Source organism: uncultured Aquimarina sp. (assembly GCF_947500065.1).
Classification (GTDB): Bacteria; Bacteroidota; Bacteroidia; order Flavobacteriales; family Flavobacteriaceae; genus Aquimarina.
The window spans coordinates 784,050-808,093 of record NZ_CANMQT010000001.1; the positions used below are offsets into that span (position 1 = coordinate 784,050).

Consider the following 24,044-nt stretch of genomic DNA (forward strand, 5'->3'; position numbering starts at 1 on the left):
AAGGTTCACTAACGTGAAACTGATTGTAATTTCCGTCTTTATCTTAACCTAATCCTCCTAACGGCTCCTATTCCTCCAAATTCTGATATATAAAGGGATTTTGTATACCTGTCTGTTGTTATTCCATTCGGTCCATTAAAAGATGCCTCCTCAGCAAGCCCATCAAGGGTTGCGGCTTCGCCTGTACCTGCAAATTCATTTACTTCTCCATTTCTTAATGATACCCTGAATATTTTATTGACTCCTAATCCTGTAGCAAAGACCGAATTACCGGCTACGGTTATATATCCTATACCAAAACCATTAACTACTATATCAGGAATATTAGTTACTAAAGAAACATTACCTTCGGGATCGATAGAAAGGATATCCGCAGTCGCAAAATTACCAACAATCAGATTTCCTTTTCGGTCAAAATCGATTCCTACACCTCCAGCTAACCTGTTATCAGTAGCATATACAGTTACTGTTCCTTCCTGTGTTATTTTATGAACGGTAGGTGATAAAAAATTAGTGACGTAGATATTGTTTTCATGATCCAAAGTAAGACCAGTTGGCCATCCATCTACGGTTGCTAATATTTCTTTTGAACCGTCTGGTGCTACTTTAAGTACTTCTCCTGTAACCAAATTACCTGCATGATTTACATAAAAATTACCTTGATTATCTACAGCACTTCCCAGAGGTCCCTTTAGACCTGTAATAAATTCTGACACTTCTCCATCCTTGGATACCTTCATCACTCTGGTTCCAGTTCCTCCTGTCTCTACAAACTGACCATATTCTGAAACATATACATTTCCTCTTCTATCTACGGTCACTGCATCATTTCCGGGAAAATCCGTAACAACGGTTTCTACTTCAGCCTCACGGTTTATAGGATCACCGTGACAAGAAGTATAGGTTACTGCTATCATCAGTAACATAAAAATAGAGCATACTTCGGTTCGAAAATTTTTACATTGTGTTTTCATGATTGTGATTTTTAAAATTTTCTTGAAAAGTATACTCAAGACACTTAAAAATCGACGTTTTGGATAAATTCACACTTATTTAAAAGGGAATTTTCAGGCTACTTTTTCCTTTTTTATGTAATTGCTGGGTGTATCGTTCATTTCTAATTTAAAAGCTTTATTAAAAGTTGATTTTGAATTAAACCCAACATCCATTGAAATAGCTAAAATCGTATGCTGAAGGTGTGCTCCTTTCTCTACTTTTCTTAAAAACTCCTGAATTCTATAGTGATTAATATAATCGTGGAAGCTGCTATTCATAATATTGTTTAAGTACCATGAAATATTGTGTGTGGAAGTATCTAGTTTTTCCGAAAGATGACGAAGTGTGAGATCCGATTTCAAAAATAATTTTTCCTTTTCCATTAAATATTTTAATCGATTTCCAATCGAAAAAATATCACTTTCTGGTAAGCGATTCATTTGTTGTTTTTCCTTTTGTAAAGGAATCCTAAAAAGTTCTGGTTCTTTTAAACTATAATATCCCACTACAAATATAAAAACCGAAATTCCAACCCAAAGCCAATCATATCCTATTGGATATAATGAGTGATCAAAGAATTTAGCAGAGATAAAACTAATCATCCAAAGGCCCAGAAAAATTCCGATCGATACCTGGAAATATTTTAGAAAAGTAACTAGGTTTTGCTTAAAAGATACATTCTCCTTTTCTGCTTTGATATACTTTTGTAATAGTTTTACATTGAGAAACCAATATATACTATTCGAAATAATTCCTGCTCCTTCAATAATAACAAAATGTATATTAAAATTTCCATTATTTACTTTTTCAATAAATTCTTCAGAATTAATAGATGCTACATACGCAAAGAAAACCACCTGAAGTAGTAAAGGAATATAATGAAACCACGGAAGTCTAAAACTCTTGGCCTCAGAAAATGCCAATCTTCTGAAATACACAGTGCATAGGGGACCAAAGATAAAAATCACCGCATCGATAAGAATGGTGTACAGAAACAAAGAAGAAGTCAGGTATTTTAAAAAAATCATCCTCCCAATTAGCATAACTACTGAAACCAAGAGGATAATACCAAGTATTTTATTGGCTGCTTTGTTTTTATTTTGAATCACCTGAATCGTGAGTGCCAAAAAAATCCCTTGGCTTATTCCTAAAAACAATATAAGATCTATAAATTCAAAAGATAGCATCAAAGAGGTATAGAATTAATTGGTAAAACTAATTTAATATAATTCTTTTTTCGACCGAATGGATAAACTAATACTTCTTAATCGTAATTTTTTCATTTGCTTTTTTGATTTATGAATTCCTGAATATTTTATAGACTATCAAGATCTTGTCTACTCTTCGCGAATGAGGTTTGTTATTTAAGAGATCCTGATACTATTTTTTGTTACTCATAACTAAAAAAAGATCGAAATCTCGAGATTTCGATCTTTAAAATACTTGAGTTAGCTTGATTAACTACTTTGCTAATAATCACAATCACCCATAGGATAATTGAAAGCATTTATAATGTCTCAAATATTTTTGTCATCCTTTTAAAACTGCGCAAGGTCACATTCCAAGCAAGGTGTCCATCTATTATGAATACAATATAAATTTGTTGGACCGGCCAAACATGGAGGTCCAAAATAAGGCTGTCCATTTACTGGACAATAACCTCCTTCAGTAGGACATTCACCACCGAACATGCCCCCGTTGATATTTTTTTTAACTTCTTTTTTTAATTCTGAAACTCCTTTTAATTTTAAAATGTTTTGTAACATAATTTTTGATTTAAGAATTATTAATTCCCGAACATTTTATAGACAATCAGGATCTTGTCTCCTCTTCGCGAATGAGGTTTGTTATTTAAGAGTTCCTGATACTAATTTTTGTTACCCGTAAAAAAATCCACAACATTAATGCTGTGGATTTTTTATGTTTATGTTCTTACCAATATGCCACTAGTTAAAGACATAGCGGTGGCGATTACTCTAGTGACATCAAGGGTTACAAAAAAGAAATAATTCTAATTGTTTTTTTCCTGGTTAGTCTCTCTTATTTTATCTCCAGATTTGTTTCCTGCGATTTCTGCAGCTGCTCCTTTTGGTACATCCTTTGTAAATGAATCCGCCACCTTACCAGCTTCTTTACTTTTTGTTGCATTACCTAAAATTTTTTGATTTTTTTTAACATTAAATCCTTTTTTGATGTTTTTCGTTGCATTTTTTATATCCACATTAGCATTGTCAATTATCTGTTCTGCAGCTGATACTCTAATTTTAGGAGAAATTCTTTTAAGTATATCTTTTGGTATTAGCTCTGATAATCCAGCCTCAACAAATGCTCCTCCAAGTGAAGCCCATAGATCAAAATTTTTGTCATCTGTATAATCTTTTAGAACATTCTCTAGAGTTTCTATACCAAACTCGAAAAGCTTACCCAGAATTCTTCTATTACTCTTTTTTGCCAAAAACTTTCCAATTTGTCCTACTCCTCCATCTACTGCTCCTTGAGCTGCTCCCAAAGCACCAGCAATAGCTACATGCCATCCTTTTATTTCTTTAAAAGAATCAGGTAAACTTTTTCCATCTAACAGATTGGAACCTACTTGTGCTGCTACTTCTATCAATATTCCTATTATTGCACCTGAAATACAGGTTGGGCAATCTCCGTTAGGATCACTATATTTTATGGGATTATTAAATGAATAGTTATAAGGTGTCCAATTTCTTAACTCATCTTGGCTCGAAGCGAGTGGATCTAATTGCCAAAAACGACCTAAAACGTAATCATAAGTTCTGTATTTTGTTAAATCAACAAACAACTCTTCCTGTCTTTCCGTCTTGAATATTTTACTACCTATTCCCTGATTATATAAATAATAATTTCTTTTACTAGGTTTAACAGAATTAAATGTCAACCCAAAAGGATAATAATCATCTCGTTGTTTTACTGTCCCATTTTCATCTATGGATATCCGTACATTTCCTAAATGATCCGTAAGATTAAATTCGTAGTTATAATTTGTCCCATTTTTAACTACTCGGCCCTCTCCATGTTGAAAAAATTCTAAAACCTCATTTACATAATGTTTACCAGCAACATAATCCGTTATCGTGATAGTATTATTTATTTTTGCCTCTTTTTTTAGTTTAGTCCCTATGGCATCATAAGTATATTGAACATAATTACCATTATCAAAACTCACTAACTCAGGTAGATTACGGTAGTTATAACTGATATTAGTAATCCCTTTATTTTGATCGCTAATCATATTACCATTAGGATCATAAGCATAATCATTTAGTAATGTAGAACTATCCAAAAAGCCCAAGTCTTTGATTTTATTAATTTTAGGATTAGGATCGCTTAATGAAGTAACATCTCCACTATCAGTAACATTGATCAATTGATTTCCACCATTACCATATGAGTAATTAAGCTTATCGATTAGTCTTGCTTGCCCATTAACTTCCTTATATCGAGATAAAAGCAAGATATTCCCATTAGCATCATATTGAATCCCATTTACATCTCCTCCTACACTATAAAATCCGTTACGATTAGCACTTTCGTAGGTTGCTTTTTTTAATCTACTTAATGGATCATAGGTATACTTAAAAGTTTGGGGATTTGATACACTTCCTATACCTAGTGATGATTTCCAGGTGATTGCACTAATATTACCATTAAACTGTCCTTCAGTATCGCTACTGTTATATACTAACTCCATTCCAAATCGATCACTCCCTGATATATTGGCTCCATTATTAATCTTTGTTAACCAGCCTCGCATATTATAGGCATAATCTATATGTTGAGTATACCTATTTGTTGTGGTTTTATTTAACTTTTTAGCAGATAACTCACCTATAGCATTGTACTCATTAATTACTAACTTTTTATTCGTTTTTAATATTCCATTATCCTCAATTTTATGATCCACTTCTTTCAATCGATTCATATGGTCATAACTAAATGTTTCCGTAGTGACCAATGCTCCGATATGATGCTCACTTCTATGGGTCATCTTTGTATTTTTAACTAAAGCAGAAATTTTACTACGATAGGTGTTTTCTATCATATCTTGCCCTTTCTTATGATTATCCGCTATTACTTTTATAGGTCGATAGCGATTATCATAAAATGTAACAGTAGTTAACAAGTCATTAGTCCCTAATATCCTAATTTTAGTCCCTGTTACTTGTCCCTTAACAATTGGCAAGAAATCTTGATTGGCTGTTGGAGCCACTTCATTGGTAAACTCATAATCATCATAATAGGTAATAGACAATACATCAGATAAGGCCGTTGTATTAGGAAATCCAGAATTGTCATATCCTTCTAACACTCCAGGTCCTGTATAAGATTCATCAAAATCAGTAACCTGATTTACTAAGTTTTGCAACGCATATCTGTCTAAATCGCTATCATAAAAACCGGTAATCACAGGACGATTTAGTGCATCATATTTAGTAAACACCCACTGTTTTGGGCAAGATGTAACTGTATTAGAAATTCTAAAACTCTTGTTTCCTGACGAACTAAACTTAAAGCCATCTTTTAAACGTACTTTACCTGTTGGAGTTAATTTATACGATTTACCTTCATACTTGTATACATCTTTATTACCACTCACAACCTCTATACAATCTGTTCTTTGATTACCGTCTTGGGTTAGCACTAATCGGTCTCTTTGATCATAAATCATATACATCCAATCTGCTCCAGGTACACGCTTCGCTATCATTCTATCCCTACCATCATATTCATAACAAAACATCCATTTTTTCTTAAAAATTTCTGAATTAATAAGACTCCAATTATTAGTGCTTTCAATCTCTTGTATCCCTGCAGGAGGAACTACAAAACGTAGTCTATTTAATTCATCATAGATATAGTACGTCTTTAAGTCAACAAAAGTGCTTTCTTTTGCCTTTTTAAGGACAACGTTACCTCTTTTATCCGTATACTCAATAGTTCTACCTTCATTATTCCCGGTATTTTCATCCCTCGTTTCTACTACCCATAATTCTTTATCAGCATAAATATCTCCTATCGATATATTATCATCCACAACCGTTAAGATCTTAACAGCATCATAGGCTAGATTCGATCTATAGGAATAATCAACAGTGTGCGTACCATCTATGTTCCAAGCTTTCCCAGGAGCTCCTTGCTTTACAGCCCTACTAATAGGAGAAGCCTCTAATTTTTGCTCAGCTACCGCATAATCTCCTGCTTTACCTCCATGTAAATCATTAAAATGATTATCATAAAAATTATTTTGCTCTGCCACAGCAGCAGAACGAAAATTTCCGGTTGTATTCTCTAGAGAAAGAATAGATGAACTCGTATATGGAAGATATTGTTTTACTTCTCTACCAAAAGCGTCATATGTAACAGGCGTAATAACATCATTCCCATTAGGAGCTCCCCATCGCGTAACGGATTGTTTAGGTCTGCCCAAACCATCTATAAATTGAACAGCTTCCTGAACTTGTTCTTTATTATCAATTCCTGATATATCTCCTTTGATAGGTGTACGTGCAATATGTGATTTCACATAATTTTCCGTATGCTGTTGTGCAAACCCCGTAAATGTTAAAGCTATAACACTCACAAATAGTAATATGTTCTTTTTCATGGTATACAAGGATTTAATTATTACTTCCATAATTGTATTCATATTGCTCAAGAGTATTATCATCTTGATCTTTTATGTGAGTTAATCTTTTGAAGTCATCGTACTTATACGATGTTACGATTCCATTAGGGTCAATTTTCTTAGACACACCAACTCCAATATCATATAATGAAACTTCTATAAATACTCTAGAAGGTAAATTACCTCTCAGAGTCGCTAGTTTTTGACTTATAAAATTAGAATCATTTGAGTTTTCGATTAAAGATTTATCACTCCCTAAAATTGTTTCTAATTGATTAGATGAGATATTAGAAATCTTAGCAACAGGATACCTAGATTTGTATCCCCATAAATAAGATATCGTTAAGCTTTTTGATATTACTTCTTTTATTCTTCCATCAGAATGATATGTAATATTTACCTCTGGATCCTTGCTATAAAAAGAAGATCGCTTATAAGATCCTAATGTATTTGGTATTGTATTATCATTGTTATATTTAAATAATCCCGAATCAATTGGTGAAGTAGTCTCAACTCTATATGTATTTACCAAATCTCCCTGGATATCATATACATTACTTACTCCACTGACAATTTGTTGTTCATTATTGGAGTTTTCTAAATATTTGACCTGTTCTATTGGTTGACTAAAATATCTTTGTTTTAAAGAACGAAATACACTATCATCATTTGCAAAATCCCTAGGATACAACATGACATCCACCCAGGTATTTCCTTCACTATCAGCAGTAATAACTTTTCCTGGATTAATGTGTGAATTTTCTCTAAAATATTCATAATGAATTGATGTATTTACATCCCCTTCTGTAGCAGAGCCAGCTCCAGGAGTTCCTGTAACGTTTCTGGAAAAAACGGTTTGATCTACTAATCCTTCTGTAATTTCTGTGGATTCTAGTTTAGCCCATTCCGACCAATAATCGTATATTCTCCATCTAATTTCATCTAATCCATTAGTAGGTAACCCTGCAGCTTGCGGGTGATCTTTCACGTACTCTGCGCGAATTCCTGCTAATGCAAATTTCTTAATAAATTCGTATGTATTACTGACTTTTCTTTTGAGTTTTCCATCTGCATTGTAAATACTCATTTCTTTAACCAATGCCCTTTTCCATGATTGATCTTGTTTAGGAGTCCCTATAATTCCACCGCCGTAATCCTGATCATCATGATAAATGTAATGTGTATAGCCAATATTTTCATTCTCATCTCCTATGTATTCAAATACATCAATATAAGAAACTGAGTTTGATAATGCGAACCTACTTCTTGATGATCTGTGTGCTATTTGATACACTATATTGCCACTATATCCATATCGTACTTGATAATAATCTATATCACTTACTTTATTTGTTACAGATAATGCTCCATAATCATATGTCTTTTTATTCAATTGAGTACCATCTGTATCAACATTGGTAATTGTTTTTATTCTTAATCCTCCCAAGTATTCAATTGTATCTACTGGATCACCCAGATTATAATAACTTAAGGTTACACTAAGCGTATTAAAAGGGATTCCATTATTAACTATCTTCAATTGGTAATTACCTGCTGGAAAAACCTTAGCAGGTTCTATTGTAGCATTTTGTGATATATTTTGATTAAACTCAATAACTTGAGTAGTTGTATTGATAATCATCAAGTTAACCTCACCTGGTTCACCAAAATTAGCATTCCCTAATAGATAATTGATCTTTAACCTCTGTGCATCATTTATAGAAAATGGTTTTGTTTTGATTTCTCCTCCAGAAACATAACTGTCTGAAATACTAACATTAGTGAAATTTTTAGGACGCTGCCCTCCTAGGTTTCGTTGATTTGATTCCCATTCGAAAATAGTTTTTCCTCCCGTAGGATAAATTATCTCTTCTAGAATTCCTGCTTTTGCCAAAGTCGGAACCACATCTCTATTAGCTCCTTCCGAAAAATTAGGAGCTTTTGGCATTGGAATAGAATTATTTTTACCATTGAAATATCCGTAGTGATCCATACTATATGAATCACGTGGAGGCAGAATTGTTGATTCATAATTAAAGGAATAATTCTTAGGATCTTCTAAACCTGCCTGAACATTAACAGAATTTAATATCAAACGACTTTTATCCATATTATCGTTTGTATTCCAACCATTCTCATTACTAGTCATAAAGCTAGTATTTAACTTAACATCAATATCTTGATAAGAAATTGTTTGTAACGCTTTACCTCCGTTTAGATCTAATCTATTTTTATTAGAAGTAAAAGAAGCAGTACCAAATGGTCCTGTAATACTTTTTAGTTTCTTTTTATAGATCTCCAAAATATTTAGATTATAACAATCTGACAACCCTCCTGGGCCATTTCCTAAAGAAATTCTAAAGGACTGACTTTCAGATCTGGACAAACTATGTAATATTCTTTCTTGTTCATATGTAAATGTAAATTCCTCATATTCGGAGTTAATCTTTGTCAAATACCAAGCTGATACAAGATTGCTAGCTGATTCAAAACCAATTCCACAATTAGAAGATGAATTATTATAGGTAGTTTCTTTCTCAGCGAACTCAAAAACGGTTCCGGTTCCTGTTGTAATAATAAACCTATCTATTTGCCCTAATCCTGATACATATTCTATTTCAAGATCTTGTAATGAATACAATCGCACATTTCCTTCCAGGTCTATAAAAAACTGACCAGAATAACCCATTACATTAAATGAGTATATATCAGGATCTGCAGTCCAACCTTGTTTCGTTAAAGCTCGAAACAAGTTAAAATCAGCTTGATTATAATTAGGATCAAAATTATCTGGATCAAAGCCTTGCGAATAGAATGCTTTTAAAGCAGCTCCTGCTTCATCTTCATTTCCGATAACCGTTCTTGCTATCACGCCACCAGCATTTAATGACCAACCCATACCAACCCAAGAGGCAACATCAGTGACTTTGTTTCCAGAGCCATGATAACTTAATGATACCGGAACTGACATGGTATTTCCATTTACTTCAAATAATGGAACAGCAATCCCTGGAACTCCTGTTGACCCTCCTACTTTATACTCTCCATACTTTCCTAATGATGCAGCTGTAGGAGAAGCTGGTAACACTTGATGATATGGTGGTGTATTCTCTTCATCTTCTGGCCCTTGCCCAAAAGAACTTATAGTAAATCCTAGTAGTGTTAAAACAAACACTATTCGTTTTATATATATCTTATTCATTTGTTTTCGAGATTTTGTTTTCTATTGTATCCAGACGTGTCATCAATTTGGCAATCAATTCTTCCTGGTTTTTAAATTGGTTTTCCTGAGAATATATCGTCGCTTGTTGTTTCTTAATCTCTTTTTGTTGCGAGATCGTGTATAGCGTTAACTCTTCAATCTTTTCCAAAAGCAAGACATTCATTTGCCCTAATTTCACACCATATTCCTCTATTTTGCTTGCAGGTGGAATATTTGGCAAATGACCATTTTCTGAAATGTAACTCTCTACATCGGCTAAAGATTTTAGATCATAATCCTTTTCAAAAACATAGTCTGGCCAGGAAGTAGCTTCACATACAACTTCTTTAGAACGAATTGTACCATTTACAGATAATTCATCAGTAGGTGTGGTAGTGCCAATTCCAACTTTTCCGTGTACATAAAAATTGGCATTTTTATCATTTTTACCTACAAAAACAGGATATCCGGTGCTATAATTCAAAAATAATTCTCCCACTTTTGGGCTAATATGACTTTTACCATTTATATGTCGAGCGATTACTGATCCGTTTCCTGTGCCTCCCACATTTACGTCACCTTGAACGGTCAGCTTTTTATCCGGCATCTTGGTGCCAATTCCAACATTACCTCCTGATTTGATGACCATCCAATCTGTATGTTTATTATCTGATGGTGTAAAACCTCTAAATACAAAGCCTCCATCAGTTCTTCCTAGTGTGTGATTAGAATCTTGCATTTCGAAAATAATTCCATCATTCCATTTCCCAAAATAGTTTATGTCACCAAAGAGTCTAAACCCTTCTCCTATATTGGCATATAGATCACCATTTAGGTGTAACTTTCCTTTTGAATTCGTGACACCTATGCCTATTTTATCGACTGTAAGTTTGGAAATAACCCCTGAGGAATTCATATCAAAAAGCACTTGTCCTGTTCGAAAAAATCTTAAACTACCTGCATAGTTATCAATATGCCAAGGCTTATAATTACTATTACTGTTTTTAAGTAGAAGTTCTCCTCCTTCCTTATCATTATTTTGAGGGTTGGCAACCAAAGTTTGCGCATATCCGTGTGAAGCTAAAAAGCTAAATAAAACGAGTACAAAAAATATTCTTTTCATATCTTAATCTTATTTTTTTTATTGTTTTTTATGAGTAATTTCTTTTTTTAATGTTTCCAATTCTTTATTCATTTGAATCACATAAAGAGTAAGCTCTTCAATTTTTTCTAACAACTTCACATTCATCGCTGTTAATTTCACACCCTCTTTTGCTACTTCTCTTGCCGATGGGATATTAGAAAGATGTCCATTTTCTTTGATATAGTTTTCTACTACGCTCAATGGTTTTAAGTCATATTCTTCCTCAAAAACATAGTCTGGCCAAGAAGTTGCTTCACACAATACTTCCTTGGATCTAACTAATCCATTAACTTCTAACTTGTGTGTAGGTGTTGTAGTTCCGATACCTACATTTCCTGAGCGTAAAATTCTCATTTTAGGCATCCCCCAATTAATATTGGTATCTTTTCCCGTAGATCCTGGAGATACCAAGAAATCCATAGCTCCTCCATTACCAAAAAACATAATGGCACCTGCTCCGTTATTGTAACTACCAATATCATTGGCATATTTGGTATTACCAGTTGCTGAAAGTCCTCCTCCTATAGTCAGATCTTTATACGCATTGAATAATAGTGCATGAGACCCACTCCAATCATATGTTGCTAATTGAATCTTGGTATAATCAGTTTTTGCAGATTCTAGATTTCCACCGTAGGTAAAAGAACCTTTGATTCTAAAAGTTCCAAATACATTTAAAGCAGCTGTAGGAGTTGCCCCCACAGGTCCCCAAGTCCATCCTCTACCAGTAGTATTACTCATATTAGATTTGATAGAGTAATCCGTAACTGGTCCAAATTTATACTCCGCAGTATTTCCCATATGGATTTTATAATTATCACTACCCCAAAAACGCAACCCATTTCCATTCCCTGGTGTGACATTACGGATAGGTATTGCCGTCTGTGCAAATGATGCGTGAAAAATTGAAGAAACTAAGAACAGTGTCAATAAAGCTATTATGTGTGTTTTCATATTTAATTTGATTTAATTTGATTCTATTTTATCTAATCTAGATTGTAGCTCAAGAAGTTGTATTTCGAGTCCTTTTAATACTTTATTTTCTCTTTGTAGCGTATTAATTTTTGAATTTTGAATTTTGAGTTCTTTTTGTTGCTGTATTGTATAGAGTGTAAGCTCTTCGATCTTTTCTAATAGTTTTACATTCATTGCTCCTAATGTGATCCCATTATCTAACACTTCTTTTGCAGCAGGAATATTTGGTAAGTGGCCATTTCTTAGAATGTAGCTTTCTACTTCATTAAGAGGTTTTAAATCATACTCCTTTTCAAAAACATAATCTGGCCATGATGTTGCTTCTACTGTGACTTCTTTAGAACGAATAGTTCCATTATTCTCCAATTTCCCATTTACATATAAACCCGTTCTTTGGATTTTTAAGACTTCAATATTTCCTAGTGACCAGTGTTTATGATTAAATGAAAAGTAATCATCCTGATCATCAGACATCTGAAAAGAAAGTCGCGTGCCAGTACCCGGTCCGTAACGTTCCGCCTTTATCGAGGAAATATCATCAGAGTGTGCTCTAAACAATAAAGCCCCAGAAGCATTGGATTGAATTGGAAGGTATATATTACCGTTTACTTCTAGTTTTTGTGTTGGATTTGTTGTTCCGATTCCTAATGATCCTTCTATGCTCTGGATTCCTTTATTATTCAATACTTTTGCCCAAGTTCCTACTCCGTCTTTATTGGTACTTCTAAAATATAGTGTTGGTTTAATATTAGAATTCTTTATTGCTAATTGACCATTGTATTTATATTGAGCACTGTTAGAACTATGATTCATATTGATCCCCCAAAACCATTGATTTACTTCTGGAGCATTAGTACCATTATAACTCTGATAAAAACCACTCTGCCATAAAGAATTCCAATTACTAGTATCATTAGGATCAGAAAGAGATAGTTTATCAGCTTTAATTTTTCCCTTTACCTCTAATTTTTCAGAAGGATTTATTGTTCCAACTCCTACATTACCATTATGATTAATGATCATATCATAACCCAAGTTGGTCGTATTATTATGAGGGACTTTAAATCCTAAATATCCTTGATTATTACCTGTTGAATACAATGATATATCCGAGTGTAACATCCCTCCAGAATTACTTTTTGCTCGAAATCTTAAAGTTGCTTCCTTGCCCAAAGCATCATTTTCTAATCGCAATAAATTTGTATAATCACCATTAAGTGTTAACAATCCATTATTCGTAATTGTAGTTCCAATACCTACCGCACCATTTTGTTTAAAAGTTGTTCCATTTATTGTTTGATCTTGGGCGTTTACCCCAATAACAACACCTATTAATACAACTACTAATATTTTTTTTATCATTTTTTTTACATTTTTTTGACTAATTATTGATATCCGAGAACAGTAGTTTTAAAGTTCATTTTAGAATAAAAACTTGTAGTACTACTTTTATAATGAGATTGAATTTTAATTCCTGGTAACCCCTAAATAAATCTCCTTTCAAAAAGTAGTTCAAGAAGTATTTTTTTGTTACCCAGAAATAGGAAAATAAAAAATCCAGAATCCGAAGATTCTGGATTTCATCATTTTGAATTAGCCTAAGAAATTATCACTCCGAAATTAAAATGGTTCCCAACTGGTCTGTGTAAATATCCCACACAGATTAATGTATTTTGGAAAACTATGTCTATATCCCATTGATACAACACTAATAAGATCTCAAATCAATTTTACGTACACCTCCAACACCAGTATATTCAGAAATATATAATGTTTTTGTCCTTTTATTTACTGCTATACCATTAGGATTACTAAAAGATGCTTCTAGTAGTAAACCATCTACTTGTGCAGCTTCTCCATTACCAGCAATTATTTCAATTTCACCATCCAAGGTTACTTTGTAAACATAATTTACAGCTATACCGGTGGCAAAAATAACATCGTTAATTACGGTGATATAACCGATACCAAAATTCTGAATAACAATATCAGGAATATTAGCAATAAGTGAAATTTCACCATTTTTATCAATTGAATAGATATCGGCTGTATAAAAATTTGCCACGATTACATTTCCTTTACTATCTAAATCAATTCCAACTCCTCCTAACAACCTTGGATCGTTAGCATATTCTATCACTTCACCTGTGGCCGAAATTTTGTGTACAGTTGGTGCTGTATAATTAGAAATATAAAGATTATCCTGTCTATCAATTGTCATGCTACTTGGCCAACCATCAATTGTAGTAATCACTTCTCTTTCTCCTGTAGGAGTAATTTTTAGAACCTGACCATTAACTGTATTATTTGCATTGTTTACAAATAAATTTCCTTTAGAGTCTTTTGCTGTGCCCATAGGACCAGATAAACCTTTTATTGTATCCAAGATTTTGCCTCCAGCATCTAACTTAAAAATTCGAGTTCCACTGCCGCCAGTATCAACGAATCTTCCGTACTCTGAAACATAAACGTCACCATTTATATCGACAGATACAGCTCCATTAGCTGTAAAATTGCTGACAATTGTTTCTACTTCTAATCTAGGGTCAATACCATCTCCGTAACAGGAAATTAGCGCTATTAGTATACTGCATAAGGAAATCCATTTGAACGTTCTTTTAAATAATTTCATAATAATGATTTTAAAGTTTCTCCAATACTAACTCCTAATCATACTATAAATCAACGCTTTGGGTACAGTAAGAGGTGTTTTGGGTACAGTAAGACCTACCTATTCTCGTTTTTATCTATTTCCACAAATTGTAAGTATATAAAATTGCAATGATTTAGGAGAAATATGTGTTTCTAAAAAGAAAAATTATGAGTTATATGTAAATACCTTTTTAAGCTATTGTTTTTGGAAAAAAAATACTAACAGTAGATTATTCCTTTCAATTCTCAACCATAGACTTAAATACTTGACATTTTTTTTATGTAATTACTCGGTGTATCTTCTAATATGGTTTTAAACGCTTTGTTAAAAGTTGATTTCGAATTAAATCCAGAATCAAATGACAATGCTAAAATAGTATGTCGCTCATGTTCTCCTTTTTGGATCTTGGCGATAAACTCTTGTAATCTATATTTATTGATATATTCATAAAAACTACATTTATGTATTTTATTTAGAAACCACGATAAATCGTTAGAAGATACTTTTAGTTCTGTAGCGAGTTTTGTGAGTGTAAGATTTGGATTCAGATAAACTTTATCAACAACTAACAAATGCTCTAATGAACTAATAAGAGCTTCGATTTTATCTTTCTCAAGCCTATTTTTGGTTAGATCTTTTTTGGGATAAAAAATAGGCACTCTAAAAATCTCCGGTTGTTTGAAACTATAAAAACCTACGACATACATTATTACAGGAATACATAACCAAATAATATTGTAATTAAAATAAAGGTTGTATACGTTTATAATAAAACTTATTGTCAAATTTAAAAACCAAAAGAACGTTAAAACAGAAAAAATCGACACTAATATAATGAGATAAAAATATATTTCTTGATGAAAAGATAGGACTCGTTCTTCTGCTAATCGAAACCGTCGCAATAGAATGAAACATTTAACTATATAGGTTGTAAATACAGTGATAATAGAAATTTCTACGATAAAATATGGAATATTGAAAAAGCCTTTGTAATACATCTCTGAAATTTCATTAATAGATAAGCTATAAGTCCACATTACATACATCAAGTGTAATCCCGATGGAATAAATGTTACCCACTTCAGAACAGGCTTCTCTTTGGAACTAACTATCATTCGCTTAACATACAAATATAATAGAGGTCCAAATAAATATATAGTGCTATCTACAAGCATTCCTAATCGCCATAAAAACACACTATCCTTAAAAACAAAATAATATAGCCTTCCTACTAATATAACGGAAGAAAAGAATAAAATGATAGACAAAATGAAATTTGCAGAGCGGTTTCTATTTGACAACAATTGTAATGTAATTGCCAAAAAAATACCTTGACTAATTCCCAAAAACAACACTAAATCTATAATTTCAAAAGAGTACATATATGTTGGTAAGAGTTATATTTCAAATCTAAGGAAATTTAGAAATACCAGAGACCGATTGGGTACAGTGATACCATTTATTACGCGATTAAAAACATAGCGATGCATATTATTCTAACTATCTAACAGTCTTCTTCATCACAAATGATTAACATACCGATTTGGTTCAATACTATTTTGAAGTACTACTAATTCTTCATTTGATAAACTTGCAACATTTGAAGTTGATACGCATTCGAGCAATTGTTTTTCAGTTCGAACTCCAACTACTGCAGAGGTTATTGAAGCGTGTTTTAGCACAAATTGAATAGCAGTCTGGCACATAGATCTATCTCCGGATACTTTTTTCATCAGATCAGTGGCCTTATTTACTTCTGAAGCAGTATGATTCAAATAGTCAGATGAAAGTTTTCCGGCTAACAATCCTTTGGCTATAGATCCTCTTGCCAGCACTCCAATATTGTTTTCTTTTAGTAGCTCTAGACATAATTCTTCTGGTCTCCTGTCCAAAAGACTGTACTGCATCATTACACTAGATATATTACTGCATTTTACATATTCTCTAATCACATTAGGTCGTATAGACGAAATCCCATAGCACCTTATTTTTCCTTCTTTTCTTAATGTTTCAAAAGCGTCTATGGTTTCATCCATAGGATCATCAATTGTTCCCCCATGCAATTGATATAAATCAATATAATCTGTCTGTAGTCTGGTTAGGCTTTCTTCAACTGATTTTAGGATATATTTCTTGCTTGGATTCCAATTCCAACCGTTTCCATCTGGTCGTAATTGATTACCTACTTTTGTTCCAATAATTACTTTATCTCTAAAATCTTTAACAGCATTACCCAACATCACCTCGTTTTGGCCATTTTGATATATATCTGCGGTATCAAAATAATTAATCCCTCTATCAAAAGCCAAACGAACTAATTTCTCTGAAGCATCAAAATCTTCCTGTAGCGACATACAACCAAACGATACTTCACTAATTTTTAATTCTGAATTACCTAGTTTTCGATAGTTCATTTCTTTTATTCTATTAAATTTCAGGCACTATCAAAAATGATAAAAAGCATCTTCAAGATGTTCAATTTTAGTTCCTGATTTATTCTTTATAATTGCTACAATATCAAAACGAACTTCTACATCCAAATCATTTTCTGTAACATAATGATCAATCGCTTTTACCAGTAACTGTATTTGTTTTGGTTTCACAAAATCCTGCGGATCACCAAACTCTGGAGTACTTCTGGTTTTTACCTCTACAACAATAATGGTGTCACCTTTTTGGGCTATAATATCAACTTCTGCTTTTAGATATCTGTAATTCCTTTCTAGAATATCGTAGCTATGTTTTTCCAAAAATGCTACAGCTAGCTTTTCGCCTTCTTTACCAAGCGCATTGTGTTCTGCCATACTACATATATTTTAATGTTACTGAGTCTTTATTTGCTTCTAGAGAAACTTCAGCTCCAAAAATCAGTGCTCTATTGTCTTCAATATGACCCATCGGAAAATCAAATACTACAGGAAAATTATACTCCTTTACAATATCCAAAATAATTTCTTCTGCATTTTTTCCAAAAGGAATATTATTATCATGCATTTTAGTCATTCCGCCAACTATCAAACCCGATAAGTGATCAAAATACCCATTTCGTTTTAAATTCTGGAGCATTCTATCTATATGATATAAATACTCATCGAGGTCCTCAATACAAAGTATCTTTCCTTTACAATCAATAGAGGATGAAGAACCACATAGCCCATATAAAATCGACAAATTTCCTCCAATAAGTCTTCCTTTACAATTTCCTAATTTATTCTTTTTTGAGGAAGGAATCGTATAATTTACTTTTCTCCCAAACAAGATATTATGTAATGATTGCCTCCCTTCTTCAGTACCTTTATGAACATCTATAGGCATGGCTGCGTGTATTGTGGAAATATTAAAATTATGAATATGAGAATGTAGTACGGTGATATCAGAATATCCTATAATCCACTTAGGATGTTTTTTAAAATCAGAAAAATCAAGTAAATCTATTATCCGCACTGTACCATAACCGCCACGAGCACACCAAATAGCTCTTATCTCATCATTATTTAGCATTTCTTGAAAATCTAATCTTCTTTCTTCATTCGTTCCAGCAAACTGATTACTCTCTAATCCAATGGTAGCACCTATTACAGGTTCTAAATCCCATTTTTTAAGAATTTGAATGGCTTCATTGATTTCTTTCTTTACAATCTTTCTGGCAGTAGAAACTATGGCTATTTTATCTCCTGCTTTAACAAAATCGGGTTTGAGCATTTCTTAAAATTTCATTTTAGAATACTAATTAACAAATGTTTTCGTTTTAAACTATTATATTACAGTGAAAATCGTCCCTTAACACTAATAAACCTATTGCCTATGATCTCTGATACTTCTTGTAACTTAGCATCCTTGGATCCCTATGTCCCGACTTCTGAGAATCCTTGGAACGTAAGTAAAATAAATCACTTATATCGCCGAGTCGCTTTTGGAGCTACTAAGACACAAGTAATTGATGCTTTAAATCAAAACAACCCATCGGCACTAGTGGATTCATTGATTGATCAGGCTATTGCCCTAGTTCCTTCACCTGCTCCTGAATGGGGTTTCTGGAACCGAGATCAATTTGAAGCTGCTGAAGATGCAAATGAAAATAACACAACCGGATTCTACCGAGACGAAGGAAAAAGGCAAATGATATTTGATTTCCTGCAAAATGGTTTGAGAGATCGATTGACATTATTCTGGAGTAATCATTTTGTTACAGAAGATAATAACTACAGAAGCCCAGCTTATCAATATCAATATTATAATCTGCTTCAATTCCATGCCCTTGGCGATTTTAGGCAGTTTGTGTATGATATAGGTATTTCTTCTGCCATGTTAGTATATCTTAATGGTGATGAAAACACCAGAGATAGGCCCAATGAAAACTATGCTCGAGAACTATATGAATTATTTACGCTTGGCGTGGATAACGGATATAACGAAGATGATATTATTGAAACAGCAAAGGCTATTACTGGTTGGGTAGAAACTAACGATATTCCTTGGGGACCTATCACATTTAATCCAGCACAGTTTAGTAATGAAACCAAAACTATTTTTGGTCAAACTGCTAATTTTGGATACTATGGTCTTGGTAGTCCTGATGATGTAATTGCACATCTATTTAACCAACGACAAGATTTAGTAGCTAATTTCATCTGTGCCAAGCTATATACTTATTTTGTAAGCCCTACTTGTAATGAAGCTATTGTTGCTCAAATGGCTCAAACATTTATCGGTAATAACTTTCAGATTGCACCTGTACTGCGTCAGCTTTTTAAAAGTGAACATTTCTTTGATCAGGAAGCAATTGGTGCCATTATAAAAAGTCCTATTGATTTGTTTGTTTCTCATTTTAATCAATTAAATTTTGAAACACCACCTACACTTGCGTCTTTAAATTCTTTATTGGGTAGAACTACCACTATAGGACAAGAGGTACTTAACCCGATTGATGTAGAAGGTTGGCAAGCAGATGAGACTTGGATTAGTCCAGATTATTTAATTGGAAGATGGGAAGGTATCCAAAGTATTCTTAACACTTTTTACTCTCAGGATCAGGCACAATTTGGGAGTTTCTTAAACGGTTTACCGATTGGTACGTTAGCAGATGGTTTTGTAAATAATAGTTTACAAGGAGAACAGGTAAGCGTTGTTGTAAAAGCAATTCTAGATTATTTTTTACCAAGAGGGTTGGAAGATCAAATACTCTTTGATGAAGCCTTAGCCATTTTTAAAGAGTTTTATCCGGACAATTATTATGAACCGGATGCAGTCGCTCCTTTTCTGTGGACCTTAGATTTATCAGGAGTTCCTGATCAGTTTTACGCCTTACTTAGTCATATTGATGAAGTTCCTGAATTCCAACTTAAATAATAAACCTATGTGTAATACGCACCACCCTAATAATATAAAAGAAACAAAAAATACCTCGAAAGAAGGAACTTGTAATCCTGACGAGCATAAAAAATGGAATCGTAGGTCTTTTTTACAAGCTCTTGGGCTCGTAGGAGGAGGTTCTATGATGTTAGCCAATACCAATCTTACCGTTTCCAGACCATCACCGTTATCCTTAGCTTTAAGTCAGGCTGAAACGGATAAAATATTAATCATTTGTAGATTAGGAGGAGGAAATGATGGTTTAAACACTATTATTCCTGTCAATCAATATGATTTTTACGCCAATCATAGACCTTTAATCAAAATTCCACCTAGTGAATTTATTAACCTAGAGGAAAACGAATTTGCAATGCCCAAACCCATGAACAAATTAGAAAATTTATGGGGAGATGGACAAATGAAAGTAGCGCATGGAGTTGGATATGAAGACCAGACATTATCTCATTTTAGAGGAACAGATATTTGGGCCAATACAAATTTAACTGAAGAAGAACAATCCGGATTTATGGGTAGGTATTTTCAGGAATTATATCCTAGTTATATTACCAATCCGCCAGAAAGTCCTCCATCTATTCAGATTGGTAGTCTTGGAAATTTAATTTTCAGGGGACCCGAAAATGATTTTTCTTTTGCTATTTCTGACCCAAGACGATTAGAACAATACATTGAAAGTCAAGGATACAGTTTAGACCCTTCACCAGATTGTACCTATGGTGATCGATTAAACTTTATAAGAGAAAGTACTAATGTTACCTATACATATGCTGAAGCAATTTTTGATGCTTTTAACCGATCTACTGATTTTGGAGGATATTTAGAAGATGATAATTTTGCTCGACAAATGCGAATTGTCGCTCGATTAATAAAAGGAAATCTAGGAACAAAAGTGTATATGGTTACACTTGGCGGATTTGACACTCATAACAATCAAATACAAAGACATCAGGAATTATTAAATTCCTTTTCAGAAGGTATCAATAATTTTTATGCAGATTTAACCGCTTCTGGATGGGATGATAAGGTATTGTCTATGACAATCTCCGAATTCGGAAGAAGAGTTGGAGAAAATGGATCTCTGGGAACTGACCATGGTACCGCTGCACCTATGATGTTTTTTGGTACAGGACTTAATGGAAATGGTTTTATAGGAGAGCATCCAAGTATTGACCCTAATGATTTAACCAGAGGAGGAAACTTAGCAAATACGAATGATTTCAGACAGTTATATTCTACTGTTATGAAAGAATGGTTGTGTATTGATTCTGATACGGTTAATAGAGCGTTACTTGGCGCAGAGTTTGAATCACTAGATTTAGGCTTTACCTGCGGTGGAGTTAATCCTAATATACCAGGAGATGGAGAAACACTTTCACATATAGTGACCTATGATGACGGTCAAACTTTTATTAATATTAATAACCCAGAAACCACTCATGTGGATATCACTTTATTCAATATTATTGGACAAAAAGTGGCTACTTTAAGAAATGAAATGCTTCTGGAAGGACAATATGTTATTAATGTAAAAGAAGCTGCTGGAACTAGATTAAGTACTGGTCAATATATATACAGAATTGAAACAGGAACAGGCGAATTTAGTAAATCACTATTGATTGCATAAGCTCCAATAATTCATACTACAAACATAAAAAACACCTTAGTAATTAGAATTACTAAGGTGTTTTTTATGTTAGACAGTATCAGATTCCTTTCTGATACTGTTTTTTGTTTTCGTATAAATAATCATAGCATATTCATTGGTAAAACATCTTGAAATGCCTTTAGTAATAGAACATTATATAAGATTCATATTAATTAAATAAAGCCGTCTTATTTTATCTTCCTGTTTATTACCTTTGTCCCTTATTTTTACAAGCATTATGAGCGCACCAAAGAGATATACAATTACATCGGCTTTACCATATACAAATGGACCAATTCATATAGGTCACCTTGCAGGAGTATACGTTCCCGCGGATATCTATTCTCGATACCTAAGAATTACAGGAAATGATGTAGCATTCATTTGTGGAAGTGATGAACATGGTGCTGCCATACCTATGCGTGCAAAAAAAGAAGGAGTATCTCCTCAGGTAATTATTGATAAGTACCACGCTATTATTAAAAAGTCTTTTGAAGATTTCGGAATTACGTTTGATAATTACTCTAGAACCTCTGCTCCTATTCATCACGAAACGGCTTCAGAATTTTTCAAGAAATTATATGAAGATGGAAAATTTATCGAAGAAACATCAGAACAATTATATGATGCAGAAGCAGATCAGTTTCTTGCTGATAGATTTGTAACAGGTACTTGTCCAAAGTGTGGAAATGAAGAAGCATATGGTGATCAGTGTGAAAATTGTGGTAGTTCTCTGAATGCAACAGATCTAATAAATCCAAAATCAACCATTTCTGGAGCAAAACCAACATTAAAACAAACTAAACACTGGTTTTTACCCCTAGATCAATATGAAGATTTTCTGAGAGAATGGGTATTAGTTGGTCACAAAAAAGACTGGAAAACCAATGTATATGGCCAAATAAAATCCTGGGTAGACGATGGCTTAAGAGCAAGAGCTGTTACTCGTGATTTAGACTGGGGAATCCCTGTTCCGGTTGAAGGTGCAGAAGGAAAAGTATTATATGTATGGTTTGATGCGCCGATTGGTTATATATCATCTACCAAAGAATGGGCAGCAAGAGAAGGAAAAGATTGGGAACCATACTGGAAAGACAAGGACACAAAGTTGGTCCATTTTATCGGTAAAGATAATATCGTATTTCACTGTATTATTTTTCCAAGTATGTTGAAAGCTGAAGGAAGTTATATTTTACCAGAAAATGTACCTGCAAATGAATTCTTAAATCTGGAGGGTAACAAACTTTCTACTTCTAAGAATTGGGCTGTCTGGTTACATGAGTACTTAGAAGATTTTCCTGATAAACAAGATGTATTACGTTACGCTTTAACAGCTAACGCACCAGAAACTAAGGATAATGATTTTACCTGGAAGGATTTTCAGGATAGAAATAATAATGAATTAGTAGGTAATTTTGGAAATTTCATCAATCGTATTGTTGTATTGACAAACAAATACTATGATGGTGTAGTTCCTACTCCAAACGAATTCTCTGAAGTAGATCTACAAACGTTGACTGAATTGAAGGCATACCCGAGTGTTATTAGCAGTTCCATAGAGCGTTATCGCTTTAGAGAAGGTTCTCAGGAGTTGTTAAATGTTTCTAGATTAGGTAACAAATACTTAGCAGACGAAGAACCTTGGAAACTCATGAAAACCGATCCAGAACGTGTAAAAACCATTATGTACGTTGGTTTACAGGTTGCTGCGGCATTAGCTACTTTATCAGAACCATTCTTACCATTTACTTCTCAGAAATTAAAAAACATACTGGCAGTCACCTCGAGCGAAGTCGAGACACAATGGAACGAAGTTTCCACCAAAGAAGTTTTACTCCCTGCGGGTCATACCATAGGAAAAGGAGAACTATTATTTTCTAAAATCGAAGATGCAGATATCCAAAAGCAGTTGGATAAACTAGAAGCTACTAAAAAAGCAAACGAAGTGGAAAACAAAATAGTAGAACCGCAAAAGGACACTGCAACTTTTGAAGATTTTACTAAAATGGATCTACGAGTAGGAACCATTATAGAAGCTGAGAAAATGCCAAAAGCCAAAAAACTATTAGTTCTTAAAGTGGATACAGGAATTAATACCAGAACGATCGTTTCAGGTATAGCAGAACACTTTAAACCAGAAGATCTTATTGGTAAAAAGGTTACTGTATTAGTAAATCTTGCTCCCAGAAAACTAAGAGGTGTAGAAAGTGAAGGAATGATTCTTATGACAGAAACTCCTGCTGGGAAATTAGTATTCCTAAACCCAGATGAGGATCAGGTGAATCCTGGAGCTGTGATTAGTTGATTTTTTAAAATTATTGTTTTTGAAAGTAACATTTTGGCTCTTTAAGGCACTTACTGAATAGAGCATATCAGTATCAATTCGATAAATGCCACAAAAAATTA

Annotated in this window: 16 protein-coding genes; 3 read left to right on the top strand and 13 right to left on the bottom strand. The window is 33.4% G+C overall.

What is annotated here, in order from left to right:
* Nucleotides 1-38: 38 nt before the first annotated feature.
* From Q0975_RS03550 to Q0975_RS03610, 13 genes are all read right to left on the bottom strand, one after another.
* Complete coding sequence (locus Q0975_RS03550; RefSeq protein WP_299433187.1) at nt 39-974, bottom strand: hypothetical protein; 936 nt, start codon at nt 972-974, stop codon at nt 39-41.
* Between the two features lie 93 nt (nt 975-1,067).
* Nucleotides 1,068-2,183 carry an AraC family transcriptional regulator gene (locus Q0975_RS03555; protein WP_299433189.1) on the bottom strand — a complete coding sequence of 372 codons (1,116 nt, stop codon included), beginning with the start codon at nt 2,181-2,183 and terminating at the stop codon, nt 1,068-1,070.
* A gap of 351 nt (nt 2,184-2,534) precedes the next feature.
* Nucleotides 2,535-2,762 carry a hypothetical protein gene (locus tag Q0975_RS03560; protein WP_299433191.1) on the bottom strand — a complete coding sequence of 76 codons (228 nt, stop codon included), beginning with the start codon at nt 2,760-2,762 and terminating at the stop codon, nt 2,535-2,537.
* A gap of 245 nt (nt 2,763-3,007) precedes the next feature.
* Nucleotides 3,008-6,628, bottom strand: coding sequence for a DUF6443 domain-containing protein (locus tag Q0975_RS03565; RefSeq protein WP_299433193.1), 3,621 nt, complete (start codon nt 6,626-6,628; stop codon nt 3,008-3,010).
* 13 nt (nt 6,629-6,641) lie between these two features.
* Nucleotides 6,642-9,851, bottom strand: coding sequence for a hypothetical protein (locus Q0975_RS03570; protein ID WP_299433195.1), 3,210 nt, complete (start codon nt 9,849-9,851; stop codon nt 6,642-6,644).
* Nucleotides 9,844-10,974, bottom strand: coding sequence for a hypothetical protein (locus tag Q0975_RS03575; protein ID WP_299433197.1), 1,131 nt, complete (start codon nt 10,972-10,974; stop codon nt 9,844-9,846). Before Q0975_RS03575 ends, Q0975_RS03570 begins: the two co-directional genes overlap by 8 nt.
* A gap of 18 nt (nt 10,975-10,992) precedes the next feature.
* Nucleotides 10,993-11,949 (bottom strand): hypothetical protein, encoded by a 957-nt coding sequence (locus Q0975_RS03580; protein WP_299433199.1) that lies wholly within the window; start codon nt 11,947-11,949, stop codon nt 10,993-10,995.
* A 12-nt stretch (nt 11,950-11,961) separates the two neighbouring features.
* Entirely contained in the window at nt 11,962-13,332 is a 1,371-nt protein-coding gene (locus tag Q0975_RS03585; protein WP_299433201.1) for a hypothetical protein, read from the bottom strand.
* Nucleotides 13,333-13,678: 346 nt separating this feature from the next.
* Nucleotides 13,679-14,602, bottom strand: coding sequence for a hypothetical protein (locus Q0975_RS03590; protein ID WP_299433203.1), 924 nt, complete (start codon nt 14,600-14,602; stop codon nt 13,679-13,681).
* 278 nt (nt 14,603-14,880) lie between these two features.
* Nucleotides 14,881-16,005, bottom strand: coding sequence for a helix-turn-helix domain-containing protein (locus Q0975_RS03595; protein WP_299433204.1), 1,125 nt, complete (start codon nt 16,003-16,005; stop codon nt 14,881-14,883).
* Between the two features lie 138 nt (nt 16,006-16,143).
* Nucleotides 16,144-17,037 (bottom strand): aldo/keto reductase, encoded by an 894-nt coding sequence (locus tag Q0975_RS03600; RefSeq protein ID WP_299433206.1) that lies wholly within the window; start codon nt 17,035-17,037, stop codon nt 16,144-16,146.
* Nucleotides 17,038-17,067: 30 nt separating this feature from the next.
* A complete protein-coding gene (locus tag Q0975_RS03605; protein WP_299433207.1) occupies nt 17,068-17,427 on the bottom strand; it encodes a YraN family protein in 360 nt (119 codons plus the stop codon).
* Nucleotide 17,428: 1 nt separating this feature from the next.
* Entirely contained in the window at nt 17,429-18,325 is an 897-nt protein-coding gene (locus Q0975_RS03610; RefSeq protein WP_299433209.1) for an LD-carboxypeptidase, read from the bottom strand.
* A 102-nt stretch (nt 18,326-18,427) separates the two neighbouring features.
* Here Q0975_RS03610 and Q0975_RS03615 point away from each other — a divergent pair, with 102 nt between their 5' ends.
* From Q0975_RS03615 to metG, 3 genes are all read left to right on the top strand, one after another.
* On the top strand, nt 18,428-19,972 hold the full coding sequence (locus Q0975_RS03615; RefSeq protein ID WP_299433211.1) for a DUF1800 domain-containing protein: 1,545 nt from the start codon (nt 18,428-18,430) through the stop codon (nt 19,970-19,972).
* 7 nt (nt 19,973-19,979) lie between these two features.
* Nucleotides 19,980-21,617: a DUF1501 domain-containing protein gene (locus Q0975_RS03620; protein ID WP_299433214.1), complete on the top strand. Its 1,638-nt coding sequence runs from the start codon at nt 19,980-19,982 to the stop codon at nt 21,615-21,617.
* Nucleotides 21,618-21,873: 256 nt separating this feature from the next.
* Complete coding sequence (gene metG, locus Q0975_RS03625) at nt 21,874-23,943, top strand: methionine--tRNA ligase (RefSeq protein ID WP_299434229.1); 2,070 nt, start codon at nt 21,874-21,876, stop codon at nt 23,941-23,943.
* Nucleotides 23,944-24,044: the final 101 nt, after the last annotated feature.